We start from the raw sequence: 18773 nt of genomic DNA on the forward strand, positions 1-18773 counted from the left end.
ACACGCTGCCGGGGAGGTCTCGAAGTGGATGTCGTGGCACTTCACATGAGCGACGGATTGATCGATCCGCGTGCCTCCGTCTTGTTCTATGTCGTGGCGGCGATCGGCGTGTGCCTCGCCGCATGGTGCGCGCGCAGCGATCTCCACGTGCGGACGGTGCCCTTCGCCGCGCTGTTCACGGCGCTGATCTTCGCTCTGCACACGGTTGCCGTCCCGATCCTGCCCGGCGTGAGCGGACACGTCGTCGGCGCGGCGATCGCCGCCATCCTGCTCGGCCCCTTCGTCGGCGCACTGAGTATGGCCATCGTGCTCACGGTGCAGGCGTTCGTCTTCGCGGACGGTGGGCTTTCCGCACTCGGTGCGAACGTCACCAACATGGCGCTCGCCGCCGTCGCCGCCGGATTCGTGGTCGCGGTGGCCGCGCGGGCGCTTCTTGCACGTCGCGAGGTTCGCTCGCCGCTCCTGACGCCGGCGCTCGTGTCCCTCGCCGCGGGATTCGTGTCCGTGTTCGCCGCGACCGCAGGGTTCGTCGTCGAATACGCGCTCGGTGGCGCCACCGCCACGCCTGTGGAGAATGTGGCGTATCTGTTTGCGGTGCACATCCCGGTCGCTCTCGTCGACGGGTTGGTGGCTGCCCTCGTGGTCGTCGCCGTGGTCCTGGTCCACCCGGCTTCCGTTTTCCTGTTGCGAGAGCAGTCCGTGGCGGCCCGCCCTGCCGGAAAGCCGCGCGGGGTGTTGCTCGCCGGGCTGGCATTCGCGGCACTGGTGATCGCGGGCCTCGTCTCCCCGCTCGGTGCGTCCGGACCCGATGCGCTGGAAGCGGCGACTCTGCGGGGGTGCACGCGGGGCCCGGACACCGATACCGGCGAATGCATGGCACGCCGGGTCGAAGAACACCGCTTCGCCGGGAGTGCGCTCGCCGGGTACACGGTGGGCGATCGGCCCGGGTCTGCCGGCGTCGCGGCAGCGATCGGGACTCTGGGCACCTTCGTCGTCGCGGGTGTCAGTTTCCGGGTCCTCGCGCCGCGGGAAGAGAAGCGCACCATGGCAAGTGCGGCGTGAGCGACTGCCCCTACCCGGGTTCCGGGGTCAGCACGAACACAGGCAGCGTCCGGTCGGTCCGGCGCGCGTACAGGTCGTAGTTCGGCCACGTCTTCAGCAACACCGGCCACAACCGTTCACGCTCTTCACCGTCGGCGACCCGCGCCGACACCGGAATCCGGTGACCCTCGAACAGCACGACCGCCTCGTCTGCCTCGCTCAGGTTCAGTGCCCAGACCGGAGGCCTGGGGTGGCCCCAGTTCGAGCCGACGACGAGCCAGCCGCCGTCGTGCGGCACACACAGCAGCGGAGTGGTGTGTGGCTCACCGGTTTTCCGTCCACGCACCGTCAGCGCCAGCGACGGCAAGCCCGCGATCTTCAGGAGCGTGAACTTTCCGCGCGTGACGCGCTGAATCGTGTTGTCCACGGCAATGATCGGGCGCGAGTAACGGGGAAGCCACGGCAGCGCACCGATTCGGATCGCGATCGGCCGGAAAGGATTCACGACGCTATCTCTCCCAGGTGGCCAGCACGGTGCGCGCAGCGGTGACCACGGCCAGTGGCTGATCGATCATGGGATGGTGGCCCGCCGCGGGCAGCTCCACCATGAGGGTGTCCGGTCCGAGTTGCCGACCGATCCGCGCCGCGAGGGCGCCGTCGACAATGCCGCGCTCGCATCGGAAGTATGCCACCCGACACCGGGGCGCCATCGATTCGAGGCTGCCGCGCCCTTCGCGGCCCATACGCAGATTGTCGAATTTCCAGGACCACCCTCCCTCGACCTGCTTCAGGGATTCGCGAGCGATGTGTTCCAGTACGAAGGGCTCGGCTGTGTCCTGCGGCGGGACGAGACGGAACCGCGCCACCGCCGCGTCGACCGACGGATACACCTTCGGCGGCCCGGCATTCGCGGCGATCTTCGTACGCATCTCGACTTCTTCGGGCGTCAGGTCGCGGATCGGCGAATCGAGGATCACCACCCCGTGAAGCCGGTCGCCCTGCATGTGTGAGGCCGCGAACGACACGATCCCGCCCATGCTGTGCCCGATCAGGACCGGTCGCCCGTCTATCCCGCCGGCTTCGGCTACGGCAAGCACCTCTGCGGACCACGATTCCAGAGAGTAATGCGAGCGATGCGCGCTGTCCCCGTGTCCGCTCAGATCGAGGGCGACGACCCGGCGGCCCGCCGCGAGCTGCGGTCCGATGTGATCCCACCAGCCGGAGTGCGCCATCCCGCCGTGTACGAGCACCACACCGGGGTTCCCCGCATCACCCCACGCCCGATAGGCAATGGTCGCACCGTCCACCTCGACCGTGCCCTTGTCGACGGGTGTCGCGAGTGCATCGGTGAACCATCGTGGAGCAGCTTCGTCAACGCTCATCATCCGAACTTATGCGAGATGTGACGTTCGCAAGCATCCGGGCCATGATTTCGATTCTCGGATCCTCGAGTTCGGGTTGGGGGTGCACGGTCGACGCCACTGCTTCCCCGTCGAACATGTGCACGAGTGAGAACAGGACCGCGTCGAACTGGATGGGCGGCAGACGGTCTGCCACGGGTAGCGACCTGCCGAAGTCGGCAATCTGCGCGTGGTAGCGGGCGGCCATCGGGACAAGGTGATCGCGGAGCGCGGGGTCGGTACGCGCGGCGCCGAGCAATTCGTACCAGGCGGCGTTCATCGGTGCACGGCATGCCTTCCGCAACAACAGCAGACAAGCCCGCACGACCCGGACTGTGGCGTCGGCGCCGCTGCGCTCCTCGAGCCCTCCGAGCACCTCGAGCCCGGCCCGGAAGTTCACGAACTGGCGTTCGCTCACCTCCTCGGCGGCCGCGACCATCAGATCGAGGCGTGTGGGGAAGTGCCGGAACACACCTCCCGACGACACGCCCGAACGCCGGCACACCTCTCCGATCGTGGTGGAGGTGTAGCCGTGTTCGGCGAGTGCCGTGATCGTGGCGTCGAGGATTCTGCCGATCGTTTCGTCACGCCGCTGCTTCTGGGTACGGCGAGGCTTCCGGCCAAGGCGAGGCGAACGATCGCTCTGCAGGGCAGGCGTTCTCACCCGACCGGCGCCTCCATTGTTCGTGCGGGCGCGGGACCGCGCTCCTCCACACCCGCCTTCAGGAAGCGGCCCGTTCCGACGGTGCGCCCGTATCCGTCCACGAACTCACCGTCACGGAAGACGACCTTGCCCGCCACGGCGGTCGCGGTGACCGCTCTGTCGTTGCGGTTGACCATTCTTCGGAGACCGCCGAATTCTTCCAGCGGCGCTTCGTGGTAGCGATCGGTGTCCTCGTCGAGGCCCGCCGGGTCGATCACGACGAAGTCGGCACGATCACCGATCCGCAGATGCCCGGCATCGATCCCGTAGAAGTCGGCGAGTTCGCCGGTGAGCTTGTGGACGGCGGTGTGCAACGGCAGCACCGGCTTTCCGCGCTGCTCTCCCTCGTGGATCCGTCGCAGGAGGCAGATACCGAAGTTGTAGAACGCCATGTTGCGCAGGTGTGCACCGGCGTCGGAGAAACCGAGGGTGATGCCGTCCGTGCGAATGAGCCGGTCGGCCACCTTGGGCCGATCGTTGGCGATCACGGTGTGCCAGCGGAATTCCCGGCCGTATTCCACGACGAGGTCGAGGAACGTGTCCACCGGATGCAGCTTCCGCTCCCGCGCGACGTCACCGATGGACCGGCCGACGAGCGACTCGTCGGGGCACTCCACGATGCGGGTGTCGTCGAAGTCGCGGTGCCAGACCCTCGGCGAGAACTTCTTCTCGAAATCGCGACGGAACCAGCGACGATAGGCCTCGTCCCGCAGTAGGTCGTTGCGCCCCATCTCCTCCTGGAGATGCAGTGCCGCCCGCCCCGAACCGAACTCTTCGAACACGACGAGGTCGATCCCGTCGGAATAAACTTCGAAGGTTGTCGGCAGGTGCTGCCACCGGAACGCGCCCTTACCGATCTTGTTGGCCGCGTAGGCGATCGGGCCGAAGATTCGATTGACCCACCGCTCCGCCTTCGTGTCGGCGGCTGCGAGGACGGAGGTCTTCATCGGCTTGCGCCCGAGTCCGGTGCTCGCCGCCGCGAAGAACGCCACGTCGTACTTGGTGTTGAGGTTGGGGACGGCCTGCAGCACGCGTCCACGCCGTCGCAGGATCCTGTGTAGGCGGCGGAATTCCGACCACGAGGCGTGCGTCGAGGGCAATGTGCGGGAGCGGTAGCGGTCGCCATCCATCTTGTCCCACGGATTCGTCATCGTGGAAACGCCGAGGAAGCCCGCGTCCAGGGCCTCCGATACCCGTGCGTCGATCGCGGCGAGTTCGTCGCGGGTCGGCCGATTGGCGCCGTCCGTCGAACGCCCCAGACCCATCACCGAGGCACGGATGTCCGAGTGTCCTACGAATGCGGTGATGTTGGGGCCGAGCGGCAGTTCGTTGAGGGTGTCGATGTACTCACGCGGCGAGTTCCACGTCTTGGAGCGCTCGAGTGCCGCGAGCACGTGTTCGCGGGGCAGTGCCTCCACGCGGCTGAACAGGTCGGCGGCGTCGACGGGCGGAACGTACACCGTGGAGATCGAGCAGTTTCCCATCAGCACCGTGGTGACGCCGTGTCGCACCGACTCGGGCAGGCCCGGGCCGACGAGCACCTCGGCGTCGTAGTGCGTGTGGGTGTCGACGAAGCCCGGCATGACCCAGCGGCCGGCCGCCTCGACCACCTCGGTGCCGGCCCCGACGGGCAGGTCGTCCGACGTCACGGCAGCGACGACACCATGGCGGATGCCGAGGTTGCGGACGGCGCCGGGCGAACCCGTTCCGTCGAACCACAGGCCGCCACGCACGACGACGTCGAAATCCTCGTTCTTGTGATCCACACCACTCATGCGGCCGAGTGTAACCCCAAATAGAGGTTGCGCACTCTCCAAATCCCGATGTGCTCCCCCTGGACCACACACACCCCCGATAGGCTGCGGAAATGACCTCGTTCCCCGACCTCGACGCGACTCCGGTTCTCGTCGTCGATACCGATGTCCTCGAGCGCAACCTCACGCGGATGGCCCGGTCGGCCGACGCGCGGGGGCTTCACCTGCGGCCACACGTCAAGACACACAAGTGCGTCGAGATCGCTCGGCGTCAACTCGCCGCAGGTGCCCGTGGGCTGACGGTCGCGACCGTGTCCGAGGCCGAGGTATTCGCGGACGCGGGTGCCGACGACCTCTTCGTGGCGTACCCCTTGTGGGTGGACGCTGCCCGCGGCGCCCGGCTTCGGGCACTCGCCGCACGCGTCCGGCTCACGGTCGGGGTCGAGTCCACCGCCGGCGTCCGGGCTCTCACGGCGCATGCCGGCACCGGCGTCGGTGTGCTCGTCGAGATCGACAGCGGGCATCACCGCACCGGAGTTCCTCCCGAGCGGGCCGGCGCGGTTGCCGCGGCTGCCCGCGACGAGGACCTCGAGGTACTCGGCGTCTTCACCTTTCCCGGTCACTCGTATGGTCCGGGCGTTCCGCCGGTGGCCGCCGCCGAAGAATCGGTTGCGCTCGCGGCTGCAGCCGCCTCGCTGCGCGCAGTGGGCATCGAACCGGCGGTGATCAGCGGCGGCTCCTCACCCACCGTGATGATCGAGACCCCGACCGAAGCCACGGAATTGCGGCCGGGCGTATATGTCTTCGGCGATGCGCAACAACTCGAACTCGAGGCGATCACCGAACAGGACCTCGCGCTCACCGCGTTGGCCACGGTGGTCTCGGCACGCGGCGACGTCGTGGTCCTCGACGCCGGGAGCAAGATTCTCGGTGCCGACCGCGCGTCGTGGGCAACCGGGTACGGCCGTATTCTCGGGACGCCCGACGCCCGGATCGTCGCGCTGTCCGAACACCACGCGACCGTGCAGTGGCCCGGTCACACCTCCCCACCCGCGCTCGGTGAGCGGGTGCGAGTGGTGCCGAACCACGCCTGCAACGCCGTGAACCTGGTCGACGAGTTGGTGGCGGTCTCCGGCGACGCGGTGGTCGGCAAGTGGCCGGTCGCAGCGCGGGGATGCACCACCTGACCCGTCCGCCGTTCACCGTTACGCTCCGTGCATGCCACCGTTGAATCCCGATCTGAACGGACGGGTCTTCCCTGCGACGTCGTATCTCGTCGGACGCGAGAAGATCCGCGAGTTCGCTCGTGCCGTGCGATCGAAGAATCCGATCCACCACGATGTCGATGCCGCTCGTGCCGCAGGTTTCGCAGACGTCGTCGCACCGACCACTTTCACCACCGTCGTCCAGAATCCGGCGGTCGTGCAACTTCTGGAAACTCCGGGCACCGGCCTCGAGATACATCGGATGGTGCACGGCTCGGAGAAGATCGAGTATCACCGCCCGATCGTCGCCGGCGACGACCTGGCCACCACACTGACGATCACCGACGTCACCGAACGCGCCGGCAGTTCCATCCTCGCCACGGTGTGCGAGATCCGGGACACCGCCGGGGATCCGGTCGCAACGATCACATCGACACTGCTGCACCGGGGAGGCGACGCATGACGCGAAGCACGGCACCACGATTCGACGATCTCGAACTCGGGGCGATCGTCGCGAAGTCGGACGTGAAGGTGACTCGGGCGGATCTGGTTCGCTACGCCGGCGCGTCGGGCGACTTCAACCCGATCCACTTCGACGACGCGGTCGCAGCCGGGGAAGGTCTGCCCGGCGTGCTGTGCCAGGGAATGCTGACAGCGGCACTGGGGCTGCAGGCCGTCGTCGACTGGGTCGGGGATCCCACCTCGGTGATCTCCTACGAAGCGCGCTTCACGCGGCCGGTGGTCGTCGACCCCGTGGACGGGGCCGACCTGTCGATCTCCGCGAAGGTCGCCCGCCTCGACGACGTGGAGCGCGTGGCACGCGTCGACATCACCGTGTCGGCAGCGGGCCGGACGGTCCTCGGGAAGACGCAAGCCCGCATCCGTTTCTCGTCCTGACCCGGCGGAATCGCGCGCGCCGCGAGAGGATGAACGACGTGACCAGAACTTTCCTGGCTCGTCTCGCCGTCACCGCTGTGGCGGTGCCCCTCGTGGCGTGCGCGTCGCCGTCCACTCCCGCGATCGACGAGGAACCCACCCGGGCGACCCCCGCGACGATCGAGTCGCCGGTACCCGGCGCGGGCGACCCGCGTGTCACCGGCACCGTCGCATCCGGGCTCGAAACTCCCTGGGGGATCGCGTTCCTGCCCGGCGGTTCCGCGCTGGTCACCGAACGTGACTCGGGACGGGTACTCGATATCGCCCCCGACGGCACGATCCGTGAGGTGGGCCGCATCGGCGATGTGGTCGCGCAGGGTGAATCGGGGTTGCTCGGCATCGCCGTCTCCCCGACCTTCGATGCCGACGGCCACGTCTTCCTGTACGCGACGACCGGCGAGGACAACCGCATCCTGCGCGCCGTCTACGACGGCACGGCGCTGTCGGAACCGTCCGTGATCGTCGACGGCATTCCCGCCGCACGGATCCACGACGGCGGACGGTTGGTCTTCGGCCCCGACGGCATGTTGTACGCGGCGACGGGCGAAGCCGGTGACGCCGAACTCGCTCAGGACCCTGCGTCGCTCGGCGGCAAGATCCTCAGGATTACGCCGGACGGCGCGCCGGCTCCGGGCAACCCCGATCCCGCATCGCCGGTCTATTCGCTCGGCCACCGCAACGTGCAAGGACTCGCGTTCGACGGACAAGGCCGCCTGTGGGCATCGGAGTTCGGCCAGAACGACGTCGACGAGTTGAATCTCGTCACTCCCGGGGCGAACTACGGCTGGCCCGACGTGGAAGGGGCCGGCGGCGCTCCGGAATTCGTCGACCCGATCACGACCTGGCCGGTGGCCGATGCGTCCCCGTCCGGGCTCGCCTTCGCCGACGACCGGCTCTGGATGGCCGCCCTCCGCGGAGAAAGACTGTGGAGCATCACGATCCGGCCGGACGACACGGTATCGGCGCGGGAATTCTTCGTCGGCGAATACGGGCGGCTCAGGACCGTCGCCGCCGCGCCGGACGGTTCGCTGTGGTTGACCACCTCGAACCGGGACGGCCGCGGGCAGCCCGGCGACGACGACGATCGCATCCTGCGCGTCGAAATATCCTGAGACCGGTCAGGGAACGAGTACGACGACCGTCTCGGCGACCAGCGCCGGCTTGGCTCCACCCTCGACCTCCACGGTGTAGTTCACCACCAGGTTCGCGCCTTTCGCGGTGCGTTCGAACGACGTGAACTCGGCGCCCGCACGGATCCTGGAACCGACGGGCACCGGCGCGGGAAAACGCACCTTGTTCGCGCCGTAATTGATCTTCATCGTCACGCCGTCGAGGGAAAAGATCTTCGCACCGAGGACCGGCAGCAGCGACAAGGTCAGATACCCGTGTGCAATCGTCGTGCCGTACGGGCCGCTCTTCGCCTTGTCCGGATCGACGTGGATCCACTGGTGATCACCGGTGGCGTCGGCGAACAGGTTCACGCGCTCCTGCGTGATCTCCATCCACTCACTGCGACCGAGGTCCTCCCCGACGGCCTTCTCGACCTCGTCGATTCCGTGGAAAACTCGCATTTCTGCTCCTGTTCGGGTTGATGTGGCGGTCAATGCCCGGCCCGCCTGAGGGTGACGCGATACGTGTAGTGCTCCGGCAGAAAGTAACTCACCGACAGCTCCGCCGGAAGCCCCTCGGCGTTCGAGTAGAGGCGGTCCACTCTCAGTAGCGGATGCCCTACCGCACAGTTCAACTCGGCCGCGACCTGCTCGGATGCCGGTGCCACGGTGATCGACTGTGCAGCTTCGACGATCGGGCTGTCGAGATGAGGTTCGAGCAGGCCGATCACGGTGTTGCGGCTCGACGCGCCCGCCCGCAACGCGGGCGCGTCGAGCACGTGCGCCGCGATCTCGTCGGGGAGATGAATGGTGGTGAGCACGAAAGGGGTGGACCCGTGCACGCGCCGGAGCACGACGGAGTAGAGCAGATCGGTGTCGAGCCGCAACCGGCTCGCCGCATCGATGTCGACCCCCCTGTGTAGCGGGGTGACGATCTCCATGACGGTGTCGGCCGACAACGCGAGAAGATCCTCGATCGACCCGAGTTGCCGCCGGTAGCGCCTGCCCGACTCGTTCGCGAACGTGCCGCGCCCCGGGACGCGGTAGACGATGCCGTCCGCCACGAGATCCTGGAACGCGCGCCGAACCGTCTGCCTGCTCACCCGGTGCTGCTCGGCCAGTTCGGCTTCGGTCGGCAGGCGCGTCCCGTTGCTGTACTGGCCGGCCTCCACCTCGTCCCGTAGCCGCCGGGCGAGCTGCGCGTAGGCCGGTTCCGTCTCTCGTGCTCTGCCGTCCATGACCGCCGATCCCCGGTGGTACCGGTCAGATTCCGCCGCGGGCCACGAGTTGGCTCGCGATCACGTTGCGCTGGATTTCGTTGGTGCCCTCACCGACGATCATCAGGGGTGCGTCACGGAAGTAGCGCTCGACGTCGTACTCGGTCGAGTACCCGTAGCCCCCGTGGATGCGGACCGCGTTCAGGGCGATCTCCATCGCAATCTCCGAGCAGTACAGCTTCGCCATGCCCGCTTCCATGTCGCATCGTTCGCCGCTGTCGTACTTTTCTGCCGCATAGCGGGTGAGCTGCCGAGCGGCGGTCAGTTTGGTGGCCATGTCGGCGAGGTAGTTGCCGATCGACTGGTGTTTCCAGATGGGCACCCCGAAGCTCTCGCGATGTTGCGCATAGGCCAGCGAATCCTCGAGCGCCGCGGCCGCGACACCGAGCGCGCGGGAGGCGACCTGCAGACGGCCTGTCTCGAGGCCCTTCATCATGTGCCCGAAACCCTTGCCCGGCTCGCCTCCGAGGATCGCCTCGGCCGGAATCCGGTAGTTGTCGAAGCTCAGTTCGCACGATTCGACGCCCTTGTAGCCGAGTTTGGGCAGATCCCGTGAGACCGTCAGGCCGGGGCCGTGTTCGACGAGAACGACGGAGATGCCCTTGTGCCGCGGGGTGGCCTGCGGATCGGTCTTGCACAGCAGCGCAATCAGTCCCGCGCGTCGCGCATTGGTGATCCAGGTCTTCGCGCCGTTGATGACCAGATCGTCACCGTCACGCTTCGCGGTGGTCGTCATCGCCTGGAGGTCGGAGCCACCGCCCGGTTCGGTGAGCGCCATCGTCGCGCGGATCTCTCCGGTGGCAAGCTTGGGCAGATACCTTCGCTTCTGCTCCTCGGTGCCGTACAGCGCAAGCAGTTTCGCGACGACGGTGTGGCCGCCCATCGCACCCGCAAGACTCATCCAGCCGCGCGAGAGTTCCTCGGTCACCTGCACATAGCAGGGCATCGACACCGGGGATCCACCGTACTCCTCGGGCACCGCGAGACCGTAGATGCCGATCTGCTTCATCTGGTCGATCCAGCGTTCCGGGTACTCGTTGGCGTGCTCGACTTCCTGCACGGTGGGCTTGACCTCGCGGTCGACGAAGTCGCGGACCGTCTCGATCAGAAAAGTCTCTTCGTCGTTCAGAGTGCTCACGCGGATCCTTCGATCGGTGCCGGGTGGCAACCCGACCAAACTTTGTACGGCCATTTTGTGGACCATGCACAGCCGTGTCAATGGTCGAGCACTCGAATCCTCCCGAAAATCCAGAGTTTTCAGCAATACGTGTGGCTACATCTGCCTATAACGCTGGCGCAGCACCCCACAATGGCCGTACATTCACCGCGTTCCCCCGCTGTCCCGAAATCCACGAGGTTCTCCGTGACGTCCGAGCCACACTCCTCCGACGGCGAGCCGTTCCCGCCGCGCCCTGTCGAAAGCCGGAGCCTGACATGACCACGAATCCCGTTTCCGTCGGCGGCCCCTACTTCGACGAACTCACTGTCGGCCGCGTCTTCGACACCGCACCCGCAGTCACCCTCACCGACGGGCTCGCGGCGACCCACCAGGCGATCCTCGGCGACCGGTTCCGTCTTCCCCTCGACCGGCACCTCTCGACCGCAGTCGCGGGCGGTGCGCTCGCGCACGCCGGCTTCGTCACCGACATCGCGATCGGCCAGTCGACGCTGGTGACCCACCACGTCAAGGCCAACCTGTTCTACCGAGGACTACGTTTCCACCGATTCCCCTTCATCGGCGACACGCTCTACACGACCACCGAAGTAGTGGGGCTGAAAGAGAATTCGGGGAAGCCGGGTCGTAGGCCCACCGGCCTGGCGGCGCTGCGCGTAAACACCGTGGACCAGGATGGCAGGACAGTACTCGATTTCTACCGCTGTGCGATGCTGCCGTTGAGCGAGACTCCTGATCCCGGCCGGATCGTCCACGCGGAGGACCTGTCCGCTATCGGACCTCGGGACCAGCCGATCTGGTCCTCGCCCGGCAACTGGGACCTCGACCTGTATCGGAGCCGAGTCCCCGGAACCCATTTCGATCCCGCGCTCGCCGGTGCCGTGCTGCGATCGAGTGGAGACGTCGTGTCCGGTGCACCCGAACTCGCGCGCCTGAGCCTCAATATCGCCGCGACACACCACGACGAGCGCGTCGGGTCGGCGGGGCGACTGGTGTACGGCGGACACACGATCGGGCTCGCACTGTCCCAGGCGACGCGTGCACTGCCGAATATGGTGACCGTGCTCGGGTGGCGGTCGTGCGACCACACCGGTCCCGTACACGAGGGCGACACCCTCACCAGCGACCTGCACGTCGAGTCCGCCGAACCGCTCCCGCAGGGCGGAGGTGTGCTCGCGCTGCGGTCTCTCGTGTACGCACACCGTGCGACCACCGAGCCGGCGCCCGTCCTGGATTGGCGTTTCACCGTCCTCATGGCCTGACCGGTCACGGACGGGTCAGTCGGCGCGGATCTCGTCGATCAAGCCCCACGCCAACGCACGCTCCGCGTCCAACGGCAGCGCCGTGACGAACAGATGCATCGCGCGCCACCGCCCGATGCGACGGGGGATGCTCACCGTGCCACCTGCGCCGGGGATCAGCCCCATCGACACTTCGGGAAGCCGGAACACCGTGGCCGGATGGGCCACCACTCTGCCCGCGAACGCCGGAATCTCGATGCCGGCACCGACGCAGTGACCGTGCAGACGCACCTCGATCCGGCCCGCGAGTTGTGCGACGAGTCGTCCCGCGCCCCCACGGGTACGGATCAGGTGCGCGGTCGCCGCGTCAGGGGTGCGCCCGAACTCGTCGAGGTCACCGCCCGCGCAGAACGACGGTCCCGCACCGTCGAGCACGACACGCTCGATGCTCTCGTCGACCAAAGGCAACCGGAGCGCGCCGACAAGCGCGTCGCGCAACTGCGTGCCGTACGCGTTGCGCCGTTCCGGGCGATTGAGCGTCACGTACAGCGTGTCGTCGTCGCGCGCGAGGAGCACGGGGTCCCCGGACGCGGGCGGGGGCAGCGGGCGGGGGCCCCGATCGTCGAGCCACCGCGCGAACTCGGGTCCGCCCTGCAACGTCGAATACCCCAGTGATTCGACATCGAGCGCGCCGGACACCGCAAGGGTGTCGGCGGCGCGCAGCACTTGCCGCAACACCAGCGCCGCCAGCGGATTCTCTGTCACAGCGCCGAGGAGTGTTGCGGCGCTCGTACCGGCATCGGGCGTCCCGATCACCGTCGTCGCCACCGGATCGGGGCCGGTGGCATACGTGAGGTCGAGCGCGCCGAGCAGCGGAGCGAAGGCGTCCGGATCGAGTGGCATCGTCGCCCGGCCGACCAGCAGGCGATCGGATATCGCAGCCCGGTGAGCCGCCCGCTCGAGCACCGACGCGGGAGCATCGTCGAGGTCGACGATCAGCATCGGCCGGTCGGCCGTGCCCCCTTCCGCGAAGAAAGGCTCGTCGGCTGCCCCGTCCGCGAGATCGGCAACGGAAATCGTGACGGCTGTCGTCGGGTCCATATCTTGTGCCTTCGCGCTCGACTCCGGCCCCCTCGCGATGGAATGTAGCATCACGCTCATGCCCTCCTCCCCCGCTGACGACCCGGTCAGGGACTGGGCGGAGAGCGGAATTGCTTCTCTGACCGGGAGACTCGAGGGTCCGCCCTTGATCCCACCGGGCCGGGCGGCAACCACGGCGAGGGAACTGACGGCACGGATCGCGTCCGCCACCGCCGGATCGGTACAATTCGACGGCGCCCACCTGCTGTCCGAGCGTGCCGCGTTCACCGGCGCCCGCAGGGCCGGCGCCACGTCGGTGGGCGGAGCGTGCCGGTTGTTGCCCACCGCAGACGGGTGGGCAGCGGTGTCGTGCGCACGTCCCGGCGACCCCCTGCTTCTGGGCGCACTTGTCGGCGCCGACGTGGGCGACGATCCATGGCCGGCCGTCACGGCGTGGCTCGCCGGCCACACCGGCACAGAACTCGCCGACCGCGCGGAACTGCTCGGCATCGCCGCCGGACCGGTGACGCCGCCCACCGGTACGCCGCCCGTGCCACTGGAATCACGGCCGGTCGACGGACTGCTCGTCGTCGATTTCAGCGCTCTGTGGGCCGGTCCGCTGTGCGCTCACGTGCTGGGACTGGCGGGGGCACGCGTCGTGAAGGTCGAGACGCCCGATCGGCCCGACGGAGCACGACGCGGCAACTCCGAGTTCTATCGCCTGTTGCACGGGGGCCACGAATCGGTGGTGCTGGACCCGTCCGACGACCGGCAACGCCGGGAACTGGCCGCCCTGGTCGATGCTGCGGACATCGTCGTCGAGGCGTCGCGTCCCCGTGCCCTCGCCGGTTTCGGGCTCGACGCCGAGACAGTGGTGGCGCGCGGCGGCACGTGGGTGTCGATCACCGCGCACGGTCGCGGGTCGATGCGCGTCGGCTTCGGCGACGATGTCGCCGCGAGCGCCGGATTGGTCGCCCACGACGCGCACGGTCCGGTCTTCGTGGGTGATGCGTTCGCCGATCCCCTCACCGGACTGACCGCCGCAACCCTTGCACTGTCGGCCCCCGCCGACGGGTCCGGCGTGCTGTGGGACGTGTCGATGTCCGCCGTCGTCGCAGCAACGTTGGACGCATCGCATTCTCCTGCACCGCAGGCATATCGGCGCGACGACCGGTGGTGGGTGGACGCGGAAACGGACCCGGTGGAGATCGCCCCACCGTGCCCACGTGAACCGCACGGCGAGGCCGCTCGATCGGGACGGGACACCGCACAGTTACTGGGAGAACTGGGAATCCGTCGATGACGTCGCTGATGCTGCGCGACGTCGAACTCGACGGTGTTCCCGGTTCGGCGGTCGTGATCCGGGACGGGGTGATCGCCGAGGTGGGGATCGGGCTCGAACCGGCCGAGAACACCGACGTGATCGACGGTGGTGGCGGAGCACTCGTACCGGGCCTGCACGACCACCATATCCACCTGCATGCAACGGCTGCCGAACGGTTGTCGGTGCGCTGCGGACCCCCGCAGGTCCGTACCGCCGACGACCTCGCGCGAGTGTTGCGGACGGCACCGGGTGACTCGGTCCGCGGAGTCGGCTACTTCGAATCCGTAGCGGGAGAACTCGATTCCGAGGCTCTCGACCTGATGCACGCGCAACGTCCGGTGCGGGTGCAGCATCGCAGCGGCGCACTCTGGGTCCTGAACTCCGCGGCCGCGGCGCTCGCCCGACTCGATACCGCCGACCATCCGGGCGTCGAACGGTACGGCGACGGGCGCCCGACTGGACGCGTGTGGCGCGCCGATACCTGGTTACGCGACCGGTTGCCCCCCACCGCGCCACCCCCGCTCGATGCGATCGGCGCCCAGCTCGCGGCGTACGGGGTCACCGGCCTCACCGACGCGACACCGGACCTGTCACCGAGCTCGCTCACCGCTCTCGCGGACGCGCACGTCGTCGGTGCTCTCCCCCAGCGCCTGCATCTTCTCGGTGCACCGTCCGGCTTCGTCTCCCCCAGCGGCACTCTCACCTCCGGTCCCTACAAGATCGTGCTCGCCGATTCCGGGCTCCCAGACCTCCACGCGCTCGCCGAGACGATCCGAAGCGTGCACGCCGCCGGGCGCGGGGTCGCAGTGCACTGTGTGAGCAGAGAAGCGTTCGCAATCCTGCTTGCCGCCTTCACCGAAGTGGGTGCCCGTCCCGGTGACCGGATCGAGCACGGTGCTCTCATACCCCCTGAATCGATCGACGATCTGCGCCTGCTCGGTCTGCGGGTCGTGTCCCAGCCCGGGTTCCTCGCCGATCGTGGCGACAGCTACCTCCGCGACGTGGACCCCCGGGACCTCGGCGACCTGTACCGATGCCGCAGCCTGCTCGACGCGGGCGTACCTCTCGCGCTGTCGAGCGACGCCCCGTACGGGCCGCTCGACCCGTGGCGGATTATCGAGGCCGCCACGACACGGACGACCGAGTCGGGCGCGGTCCTCGGACACCCCGAGATTCTCGATCCTTCCCAGGCGCTCGCCGGTTTCCTCTCGGCCGCAGACGATCCGGGTGGGCAACCGAGGACGATCCGGATCGGGCGACCCGGAGATGTGGTGCTCCTCCGCGCACCTCTCGCCGACGTTCTCGCGGCGCCGTCGTCGTCGTCTACGGTGCGTGCCACCGTCATCGGCGGTCGTGTCGTGCACGGATGATGCCGGAAGGTGGGGAGAGTCGTCAGGACACGGTCCAGGTGTGGGGGCCGTCGAGGAGTTGCTGGAGGTCTGCGGGCGCCTCGGCTTTCGCCCGCGCCACCTGGTCGCGCGCACCGTCGTCGAATGCCGGCCGCCGTCCTGCCCGTACGATCCCGGTGACCGTGTACTCGAGATTCTGGTCCGACAGCCGCGACAGGGCGTAGGCGTATTCGAGGTCGTCGGTGTGCGCGTCGTGGACCACGATGTCGCCGGGGTCCACGTCGGCACGCTGCGCCACTCGCAGACCGAAACCGCGTCGCACGACGCAGAGTTCGTCGTCGGTTCCGAAGATGATCGGCTCGCCGTGCCGCACGTGGATCAACCGGGAGCCGGCGCCGTCCTTCCGGAGTACGTCGAACGACCCGTCGTTGAAGATCGGGCAGTCCTGCAATATCTCGACGAACGCCGCACCTCGGTGATGCGCCGCGGCGCGCAACACTTCCGTCAATCCTTCCCGGTCCGAATCGAGCGCACGGGCAACGAAACTCGCGTCCGCTCCGAGCGCGAGCGACATCGTGTTGAACGGGGCGTCGACCGAGCCCATGGGTGTGGATTTGGTGACCTTGCCGACCTCGGAGGTCGGTGAGTACTGACCCTTGGTCAGTCCATAGATCCTGTTGTTGAACAACAAGATCCGCATGTTCACGTTGCGGCGCAGCGCGTGGATCAGGTGGTTGCCGCCGATCGAGAGTGCGTCGCCGTCACCGGTGACCACCCACACCGACAGGTCGGGACGGGTGACGGCCAGTCCGGTGGCCAGTGTCGGCGCGCGACCGTGGATGGAATGCACGCCGTAGGTGTCGAGGTAGTACGGGAACCTCGACGAGCATCCGATACCCGACACGAACACGATGTTCTCTCTCGCGAGCCCCAACTGCGGCAGCATGCTGCGCACGGTCGCGAGGATGACGTAGTCGCCGCATCCGGGACACCACCGGACCTCCTGGTCGGTGGTGAAGTCCTTCGCCTTCTGCGGCACGTCGGTGCGGGGTACATGGGCGAGGCCACTGAGACCCAGATCCCTTCCGACCGCACCGGTCTCGTGGGCCGTGCCGTTGTGCATCGTTCCCGTCATCTGTCGGATCTCCGATCTTCGGTGGCGCGTCAGCGTGTCACGACGGCCGCCACCGCGGCTGGGGTCTTTGCGGATTCGGCGCTGCGCAGTCCGTCCTCGAACTCGTCGAGCAGCGCCTCGTGGAGTTCGTCGGCGCGGAACGCCATGCCGGCAACTTTGGTCACCGGCTGGATGTCCGCGTCGTACCGTGCCCGAAGGATCATGGACAGCTGACCGAGGTTCATCTCCGGCACCAGTACCCGCCGGTACCGGCCGAGCACGTCACCGAGGTTCGCGGGCATCGGGTTGAGATGACGAAGGTGTGCCCGGGCCACCGAATGGCCCCCGCGACGTGCCCTGCGGACGGCCTCCCCGATAGGTCCGTAGGACGAACCCCAGCCGAGGACCAGGATGTCCGCGTCGTCGCCGGGGTCGTCGACCTCGAGATCGGGTACGGCGATACCCGCGATGCGGGCGACCCGAACCCGGGTCATCAGTTCGTGATTGGTGTGGTGGTACGAGATGTCGCCGGTGCCGTTGGCCTTCTCGAGACCGCCGATGCGGTGCTCTCGGCCCGGGGTACCCGGGATCGCCCAGTCCCGGGCGAGGGTCTCGGGGTCCCGCGCGTAGGGCAGGTGGCCGGCGTCGCCGTCCTCCGGCGGCGTGGCGAATCCGGGTTCGATGGCCGGGAGGGCGTCGGCGTCCGGAATGCGCCACGGCTCCGAACCGTTCGCTATCGCGCCGTCGGACAAGACCATCACCGGCGTCCGGTAGGTGACGGCAATGCGCGCCGCTTCCCGTGCCACGTCGAAGCAGTCGGACGGGGACTGCGGCGCGACGACGGCGACCGGAGATTCCCCGTTGCGGCCGAACAGCGCCTGGAGCAGGTCGGCCTGCTCGGTCTTGGTGGGCAGACCGGTGGACGGTCCCCCTCGCTGCACGTCGACGACGATCAGCGGCAACTCGGTCATCACTGCAAGGCCGATTGCTTCCGACTTCAGGGCGAGACCCGGGCCCGACGTGCTGGTCACGCCGAGGGATCCGCCGTAGGACGCGCCGATCGCAGCACCGATCCCCGCGATCTCGTCCTCGGCCTGGAAGGTGTGCACACCGAACCGTTTGAGTTTGCTCAGTTCGTGCAGGATGTCGGACGCCGGGGTGATCGGATAGGTCCCGAGGAACACGTCCATCCCCGCGGACCGTCCGGCGGAGACGAGGCCGTACGCGAGTGCGGTGTTTCCGGTGATCTGCCGGTATCGCCCGGGCGGTAACGCGGCTTTGCCCACCTCGTAGGTGGTGGCGAACGCCTCGGTGGTCTCGCCGTAGTTCCATCCCGCGCGCAGCGCCAGGATGTTGGCCTGCGCGATGTCCGGATTCGCGGCGAACTTACGCTCGAGGAATTCCTCGACAGGGGCCAGTGGGCGCCCGTACATCCACGACAACACTCCGAGCGCGAACATGTTCTTGGCGCGGTGGGCGTCCTTCTTCCCGACACCGGACGGCTCGACCGCGCCTGCGGTGAGGGTACTCATGGGGATCGCGTGAACTACGAACGGCTCGACGAGGTCGGTCTCGAGCGGGTTGCCGTCGTATCCGACCTTGCTCAGATTGCGCTTGGTGAACTCGTCGCTGTTGACGATGAGGATTCCACCCGCAGGCAGGTCGGCAAGGTTGGACTTCAATGCGGCCGGATTCATTGCGACGAGCACGTCGGGCCGGTCCCCCGCGGTGAGGACGTCGTAGTCGGCGATCTGGATCTGAAAGCTCGAGACGCCGTGCAGTGTGCCCTGGGGTGCGCGAATCTCGGCGGGGAAGTTGGGTTGGGTGGCGAGGTCGTTGCCGAACGCGGCGGCCTCGGCGGTGAAGCGATCACCGGCAAGTTGCATACCGTCGCCGGAGTCACCGGCGATGCGGATGACGACTTGTTCCAGCTTCCTGACGGTCGGTCTCGACGTCATACGGTCGGCTCCTTCTTCCCCCGGCGTGCGCTGGGGGTCGGGTGTGCTCCATGGTCGTCTTCATGCGCATTTCCGCAACCCGTTCTCGGAACTTTCTCGTCCGGGCCG

Annotated in this window: 18 protein-coding genes; 8 read left to right on the top strand and 10 right to left on the bottom strand. The window is 67.8% G+C overall.

Annotation, left to right across the window (positions count from 1 at the left end):
- Positions 1–45 precede the first annotated feature (45 nt).
- Complete coding sequence (locus ACFWU2_RS12295) at positions 46–1062, top strand: energy-coupling factor ABC transporter permease (protein ID WP_378605988.1); 1017 nt, start codon at positions 46–48, stop codon at positions 1060–1062.
- A 10-nt stretch (positions 1063–1072) separates the two neighbouring features.
- Here ACFWU2_RS12295 and ACFWU2_RS12300 read toward each other — a convergent pair whose 3' ends face one another.
- From ACFWU2_RS12300 to ACFWU2_RS12315, 4 genes are read right to left on the bottom strand one after another with little or no spacing between them, the layout of a single operon-like run.
- Positions 1073–1546: a nitroreductase family deazaflavin-dependent oxidoreductase gene (locus ACFWU2_RS12300; protein WP_378605991.1), complete on the bottom strand. Its 474-nt coding sequence runs from the start codon at positions 1544–1546 to the stop codon at positions 1073–1075.
- A 4-nt stretch (positions 1547–1550) separates the two neighbouring features.
- Entirely contained in the window at positions 1551–2423 is an 873-nt protein-coding gene (locus tag ACFWU2_RS12305) for an alpha/beta fold hydrolase (protein WP_378605994.1), read from the bottom strand.
- Complete coding sequence (locus tag ACFWU2_RS12310; protein ID WP_378605997.1) at positions 2413–3105, bottom strand: TetR/AcrR family transcriptional regulator; 693 nt, start codon at positions 3103–3105, stop codon at positions 2413–2415. The genes ACFWU2_RS12305 and ACFWU2_RS12310 overlap by 11 nt, the downstream gene beginning before the upstream one ends.
- Complete coding sequence (locus tag ACFWU2_RS12315; RefSeq protein ID WP_378606000.1) at positions 3102–4919, bottom strand: amidohydrolase family protein; 1818 nt, start codon at positions 4917–4919, stop codon at positions 3102–3104. Before ACFWU2_RS12315 ends, ACFWU2_RS12310 begins: the two co-directional genes overlap by 4 nt.
- Before the next feature lie 92 nt (positions 4920–5011).
- Between ACFWU2_RS12315 and ACFWU2_RS12320 the strand changes: the two genes are divergently transcribed.
- Genes ACFWU2_RS12320 through ACFWU2_RS12335 form a run of 4 tightly spaced genes read left to right on the top strand, consistent with a single transcriptional unit; the run spans position 5012 to position 8151 of the window.
- The gene (locus ACFWU2_RS12320) at positions 5012–6085 is read left to right on the top strand and encodes an alanine racemase (RefSeq protein WP_378606003.1); all 1074 of its coding nucleotides are present in this window, start codon (positions 5012–5014) and stop codon (positions 6083–6085) included.
- A gap of 31 nt (positions 6086–6116) precedes the next feature.
- Positions 6117–6566, top strand: a complete 450-nt coding sequence (locus ACFWU2_RS12325) for a MaoC family dehydratase N-terminal domain-containing protein (RefSeq protein WP_378606006.1) — start codon at positions 6117–6119, stop codon at positions 6564–6566.
- A complete protein-coding gene (locus ACFWU2_RS12330) occupies positions 6563–7000 on the top strand; it encodes a MaoC/PaaZ C-terminal domain-containing protein (RefSeq protein WP_378606009.1) in 438 nt (145 codons plus the stop codon). The genes ACFWU2_RS12325 and ACFWU2_RS12330 overlap by 4 nt, the downstream gene beginning before the upstream one ends.
- Positions 7001–7029: 29 nt before the next feature.
- A complete protein-coding gene (locus tag ACFWU2_RS12335) occupies positions 7030–8151 on the top strand; it encodes a PQQ-dependent sugar dehydrogenase (protein WP_378606012.1) in 1122 nt (373 codons plus the stop codon).
- A 6-nt stretch (positions 8152–8157) separates the two neighbouring features.
- Here the strand turns inward: ACFWU2_RS12335 and ACFWU2_RS12340 are convergent, their stop codons facing one another.
- From ACFWU2_RS12340 to ACFWU2_RS12350, 3 genes are read right to left on the bottom strand one after another with little or no spacing between them, the layout of a single operon-like run.
- A complete protein-coding gene (locus ACFWU2_RS12340) occupies positions 8158–8610 on the bottom strand; it encodes a MaoC family dehydratase (RefSeq protein ID WP_378606015.1) in 453 nt (150 codons plus the stop codon).
- A gap of 29 nt (positions 8611–8639) precedes the next feature.
- Positions 8640–9386 carry a GntR family transcriptional regulator gene (locus ACFWU2_RS12345; protein WP_378606018.1) on the bottom strand — a complete coding sequence of 249 codons (747 nt, stop codon included), beginning with the start codon at positions 9384–9386 and terminating at the stop codon, positions 8640–8642.
- Between the two features lie 25 nt (positions 9387–9411).
- Positions 9412–10563, bottom strand: coding sequence for an acyl-CoA dehydrogenase family protein (locus ACFWU2_RS12350; RefSeq protein WP_378606021.1), 1152 nt, complete (start codon positions 10561–10563; stop codon positions 9412–9414).
- Between the two features lie 296 nt (positions 10564–10859).
- Between ACFWU2_RS12350 and ACFWU2_RS12355 the strand changes: the two genes are divergently transcribed.
- Entirely contained in the window at positions 10860–11861 is a 1002-nt protein-coding gene (locus ACFWU2_RS12355; RefSeq protein ID WP_378606024.1) for a MaoC family dehydratase, read from the top strand.
- Positions 11862–11876: 15 nt separating this feature from the next.
- Here the strand turns inward: ACFWU2_RS12355 and ACFWU2_RS12360 are convergent, their stop codons facing one another.
- Positions 11877–12941 carry an enoyl-CoA hydratase/isomerase family protein gene (locus ACFWU2_RS12360; protein ID WP_378606282.1) on the bottom strand — a complete coding sequence of 355 codons (1065 nt, stop codon included), beginning with the start codon at positions 12939–12941 and terminating at the stop codon, positions 11877–11879.
- A gap of 58 nt (positions 12942–12999) precedes the next feature.
- Here ACFWU2_RS12360 and ACFWU2_RS12365 point away from each other — a divergent pair, with 58 nt between their 5' ends.
- Together ACFWU2_RS12365 and ACFWU2_RS12370 are read left to right on the top strand one after the other, a co-directional pair.
- Entirely contained in the window at positions 13000–14223 is a 1224-nt protein-coding gene (locus tag ACFWU2_RS12365) for a CoA transferase (RefSeq protein ID WP_378606027.1), read from the top strand.
- A complete protein-coding gene (locus ACFWU2_RS12370) occupies positions 14220–15614 on the top strand; it encodes an amidohydrolase family protein (RefSeq protein ID WP_378606030.1) in 1395 nt (464 codons plus the stop codon). Before ACFWU2_RS12365 ends, ACFWU2_RS12370 begins: the two co-directional genes overlap by 4 nt.
- A 22-nt stretch (positions 15615–15636) precedes the next feature.
- Here the strand turns inward: ACFWU2_RS12370 and ACFWU2_RS12375 are convergent, their stop codons facing one another.
- Both ACFWU2_RS12375 and ACFWU2_RS12380 read right to left on the bottom strand, forming a co-directional pair.
- The gene (locus tag ACFWU2_RS12375; protein ID WP_378606032.1) at positions 15637–16728 is read right to left on the bottom strand and encodes a 2-oxoacid:ferredoxin oxidoreductase subunit beta; all 1092 of its coding nucleotides are present in this window, start codon (positions 16726–16728) and stop codon (positions 15637–15639) included.
- A gap of 29 nt (positions 16729–16757) precedes the next feature.
- The gene (locus ACFWU2_RS12380) at positions 16758–18665 is read right to left on the bottom strand and encodes a 2-oxoacid:acceptor oxidoreductase subunit alpha (RefSeq protein ID WP_378606034.1); all 1908 of its coding nucleotides are present in this window, start codon (positions 18663–18665) and stop codon (positions 16758–16760) included.
- Positions 18666–18773: the final 108 nt, after the last annotated feature.

This window comes from Rhodococcus sp. NPDC058639 (assembly GCF_042717545.1).
GTDB lineage: Bacteria > Actinomycetota > Actinomycetes > Mycobacteriales > Mycobacteriaceae > Rhodococcus.

What these genes read in the sequence shown, in the direction of transcription:
- ACFWU2_RS12305 (WP_378605994.1), bottom strand. Translation starts at nt 2,423, where the DNA reads ATGAGCGTTGACGAAGCTGCTCCACGATGGTTCACCGATGCACTCGCG.
- ACFWU2_RS12330 (WP_378606009.1), top strand. Translation starts at nt 6,563, where the DNA reads ATGACGCGAAGCACGGCACCACGATTCGACGATCTCGAACTCGGGGCG.
- ACFWU2_RS12320 (WP_378606003.1), top strand. Translation starts at nt 5,012, where the DNA reads ATGACCTCGTTCCCCGACCTCGACGCGACTCCGGTTCTCGTCGTCGAT.
- ACFWU2_RS12365 (WP_378606027.1), top strand. Translation starts at nt 13,000, where the DNA reads ATGCCCTCCTCCCCCGCTGACGACCCGGTCAGGGACTGGGCGGAGAGC.
- ACFWU2_RS12370 (WP_378606030.1), top strand. Translation starts at nt 14,220, where the DNA reads ATGACGTCGCTGATGCTGCGCGACGTCGAACTCGACGGTGTTCCCGGT.
- ACFWU2_RS12375 (WP_378606032.1), bottom strand. Translation starts at nt 16,728, where the DNA reads ATGACGGGAACGATGCACAACGGCACGGCCCACGAGACCGGTGCGGTC.
- ACFWU2_RS12315 (WP_378606000.1), bottom strand. Translation starts at nt 4,919, where the DNA reads ATGAGTGGTGTGGATCACAAGAACGAGGATTTCGACGTCGTCGTGCGT.
- ACFWU2_RS12340 (WP_378606015.1), bottom strand. Translation starts at nt 8,610, where the DNA reads ATGCGAGTTTTCCACGGAATCGACGAGGTCGAGAAGGCCGTCGGGGAG.
- ACFWU2_RS12335 (WP_378606012.1), top strand. Translation starts at nt 7,030, where the DNA reads ATGAACGACGTGACCAGAACTTTCCTGGCTCGTCTCGCCGTCACCGCT.
- ACFWU2_RS12360 (WP_378606282.1), bottom strand. Translation starts at nt 12,941, where the DNA reads ATGGACCCGACGACAGCCGTCACGATTTCCGTTGCCGATCTCGCGGAC.
- ACFWU2_RS12380 (WP_378606034.1), bottom strand. Translation starts at nt 18,665, where the DNA reads ATGACGTCGAGACCGACCGTCAGGAAGCTGGAACAAGTCGTCATCCGC.
- ACFWU2_RS12345 (WP_378606018.1), bottom strand. Translation starts at nt 9,386, where the DNA reads ATGGACGGCAGAGCACGAGAGACGGAACCGGCCTACGCGCAGCTCGCC.
- ACFWU2_RS12325 (WP_378606006.1), top strand. Translation starts at nt 6,117, where the DNA reads ATGCCACCGTTGAATCCCGATCTGAACGGACGGGTCTTCCCTGCGACG.
- ACFWU2_RS12355 (WP_378606024.1), top strand. Translation starts at nt 10,860, where the DNA reads ATGACCACGAATCCCGTTTCCGTCGGCGGCCCCTACTTCGACGAACTC.
- ACFWU2_RS12295 (WP_378605988.1), top strand. Translation starts at nt 46, where the DNA reads ATGAGCGACGGATTGATCGATCCGCGTGCCTCCGTCTTGTTCTATGTC.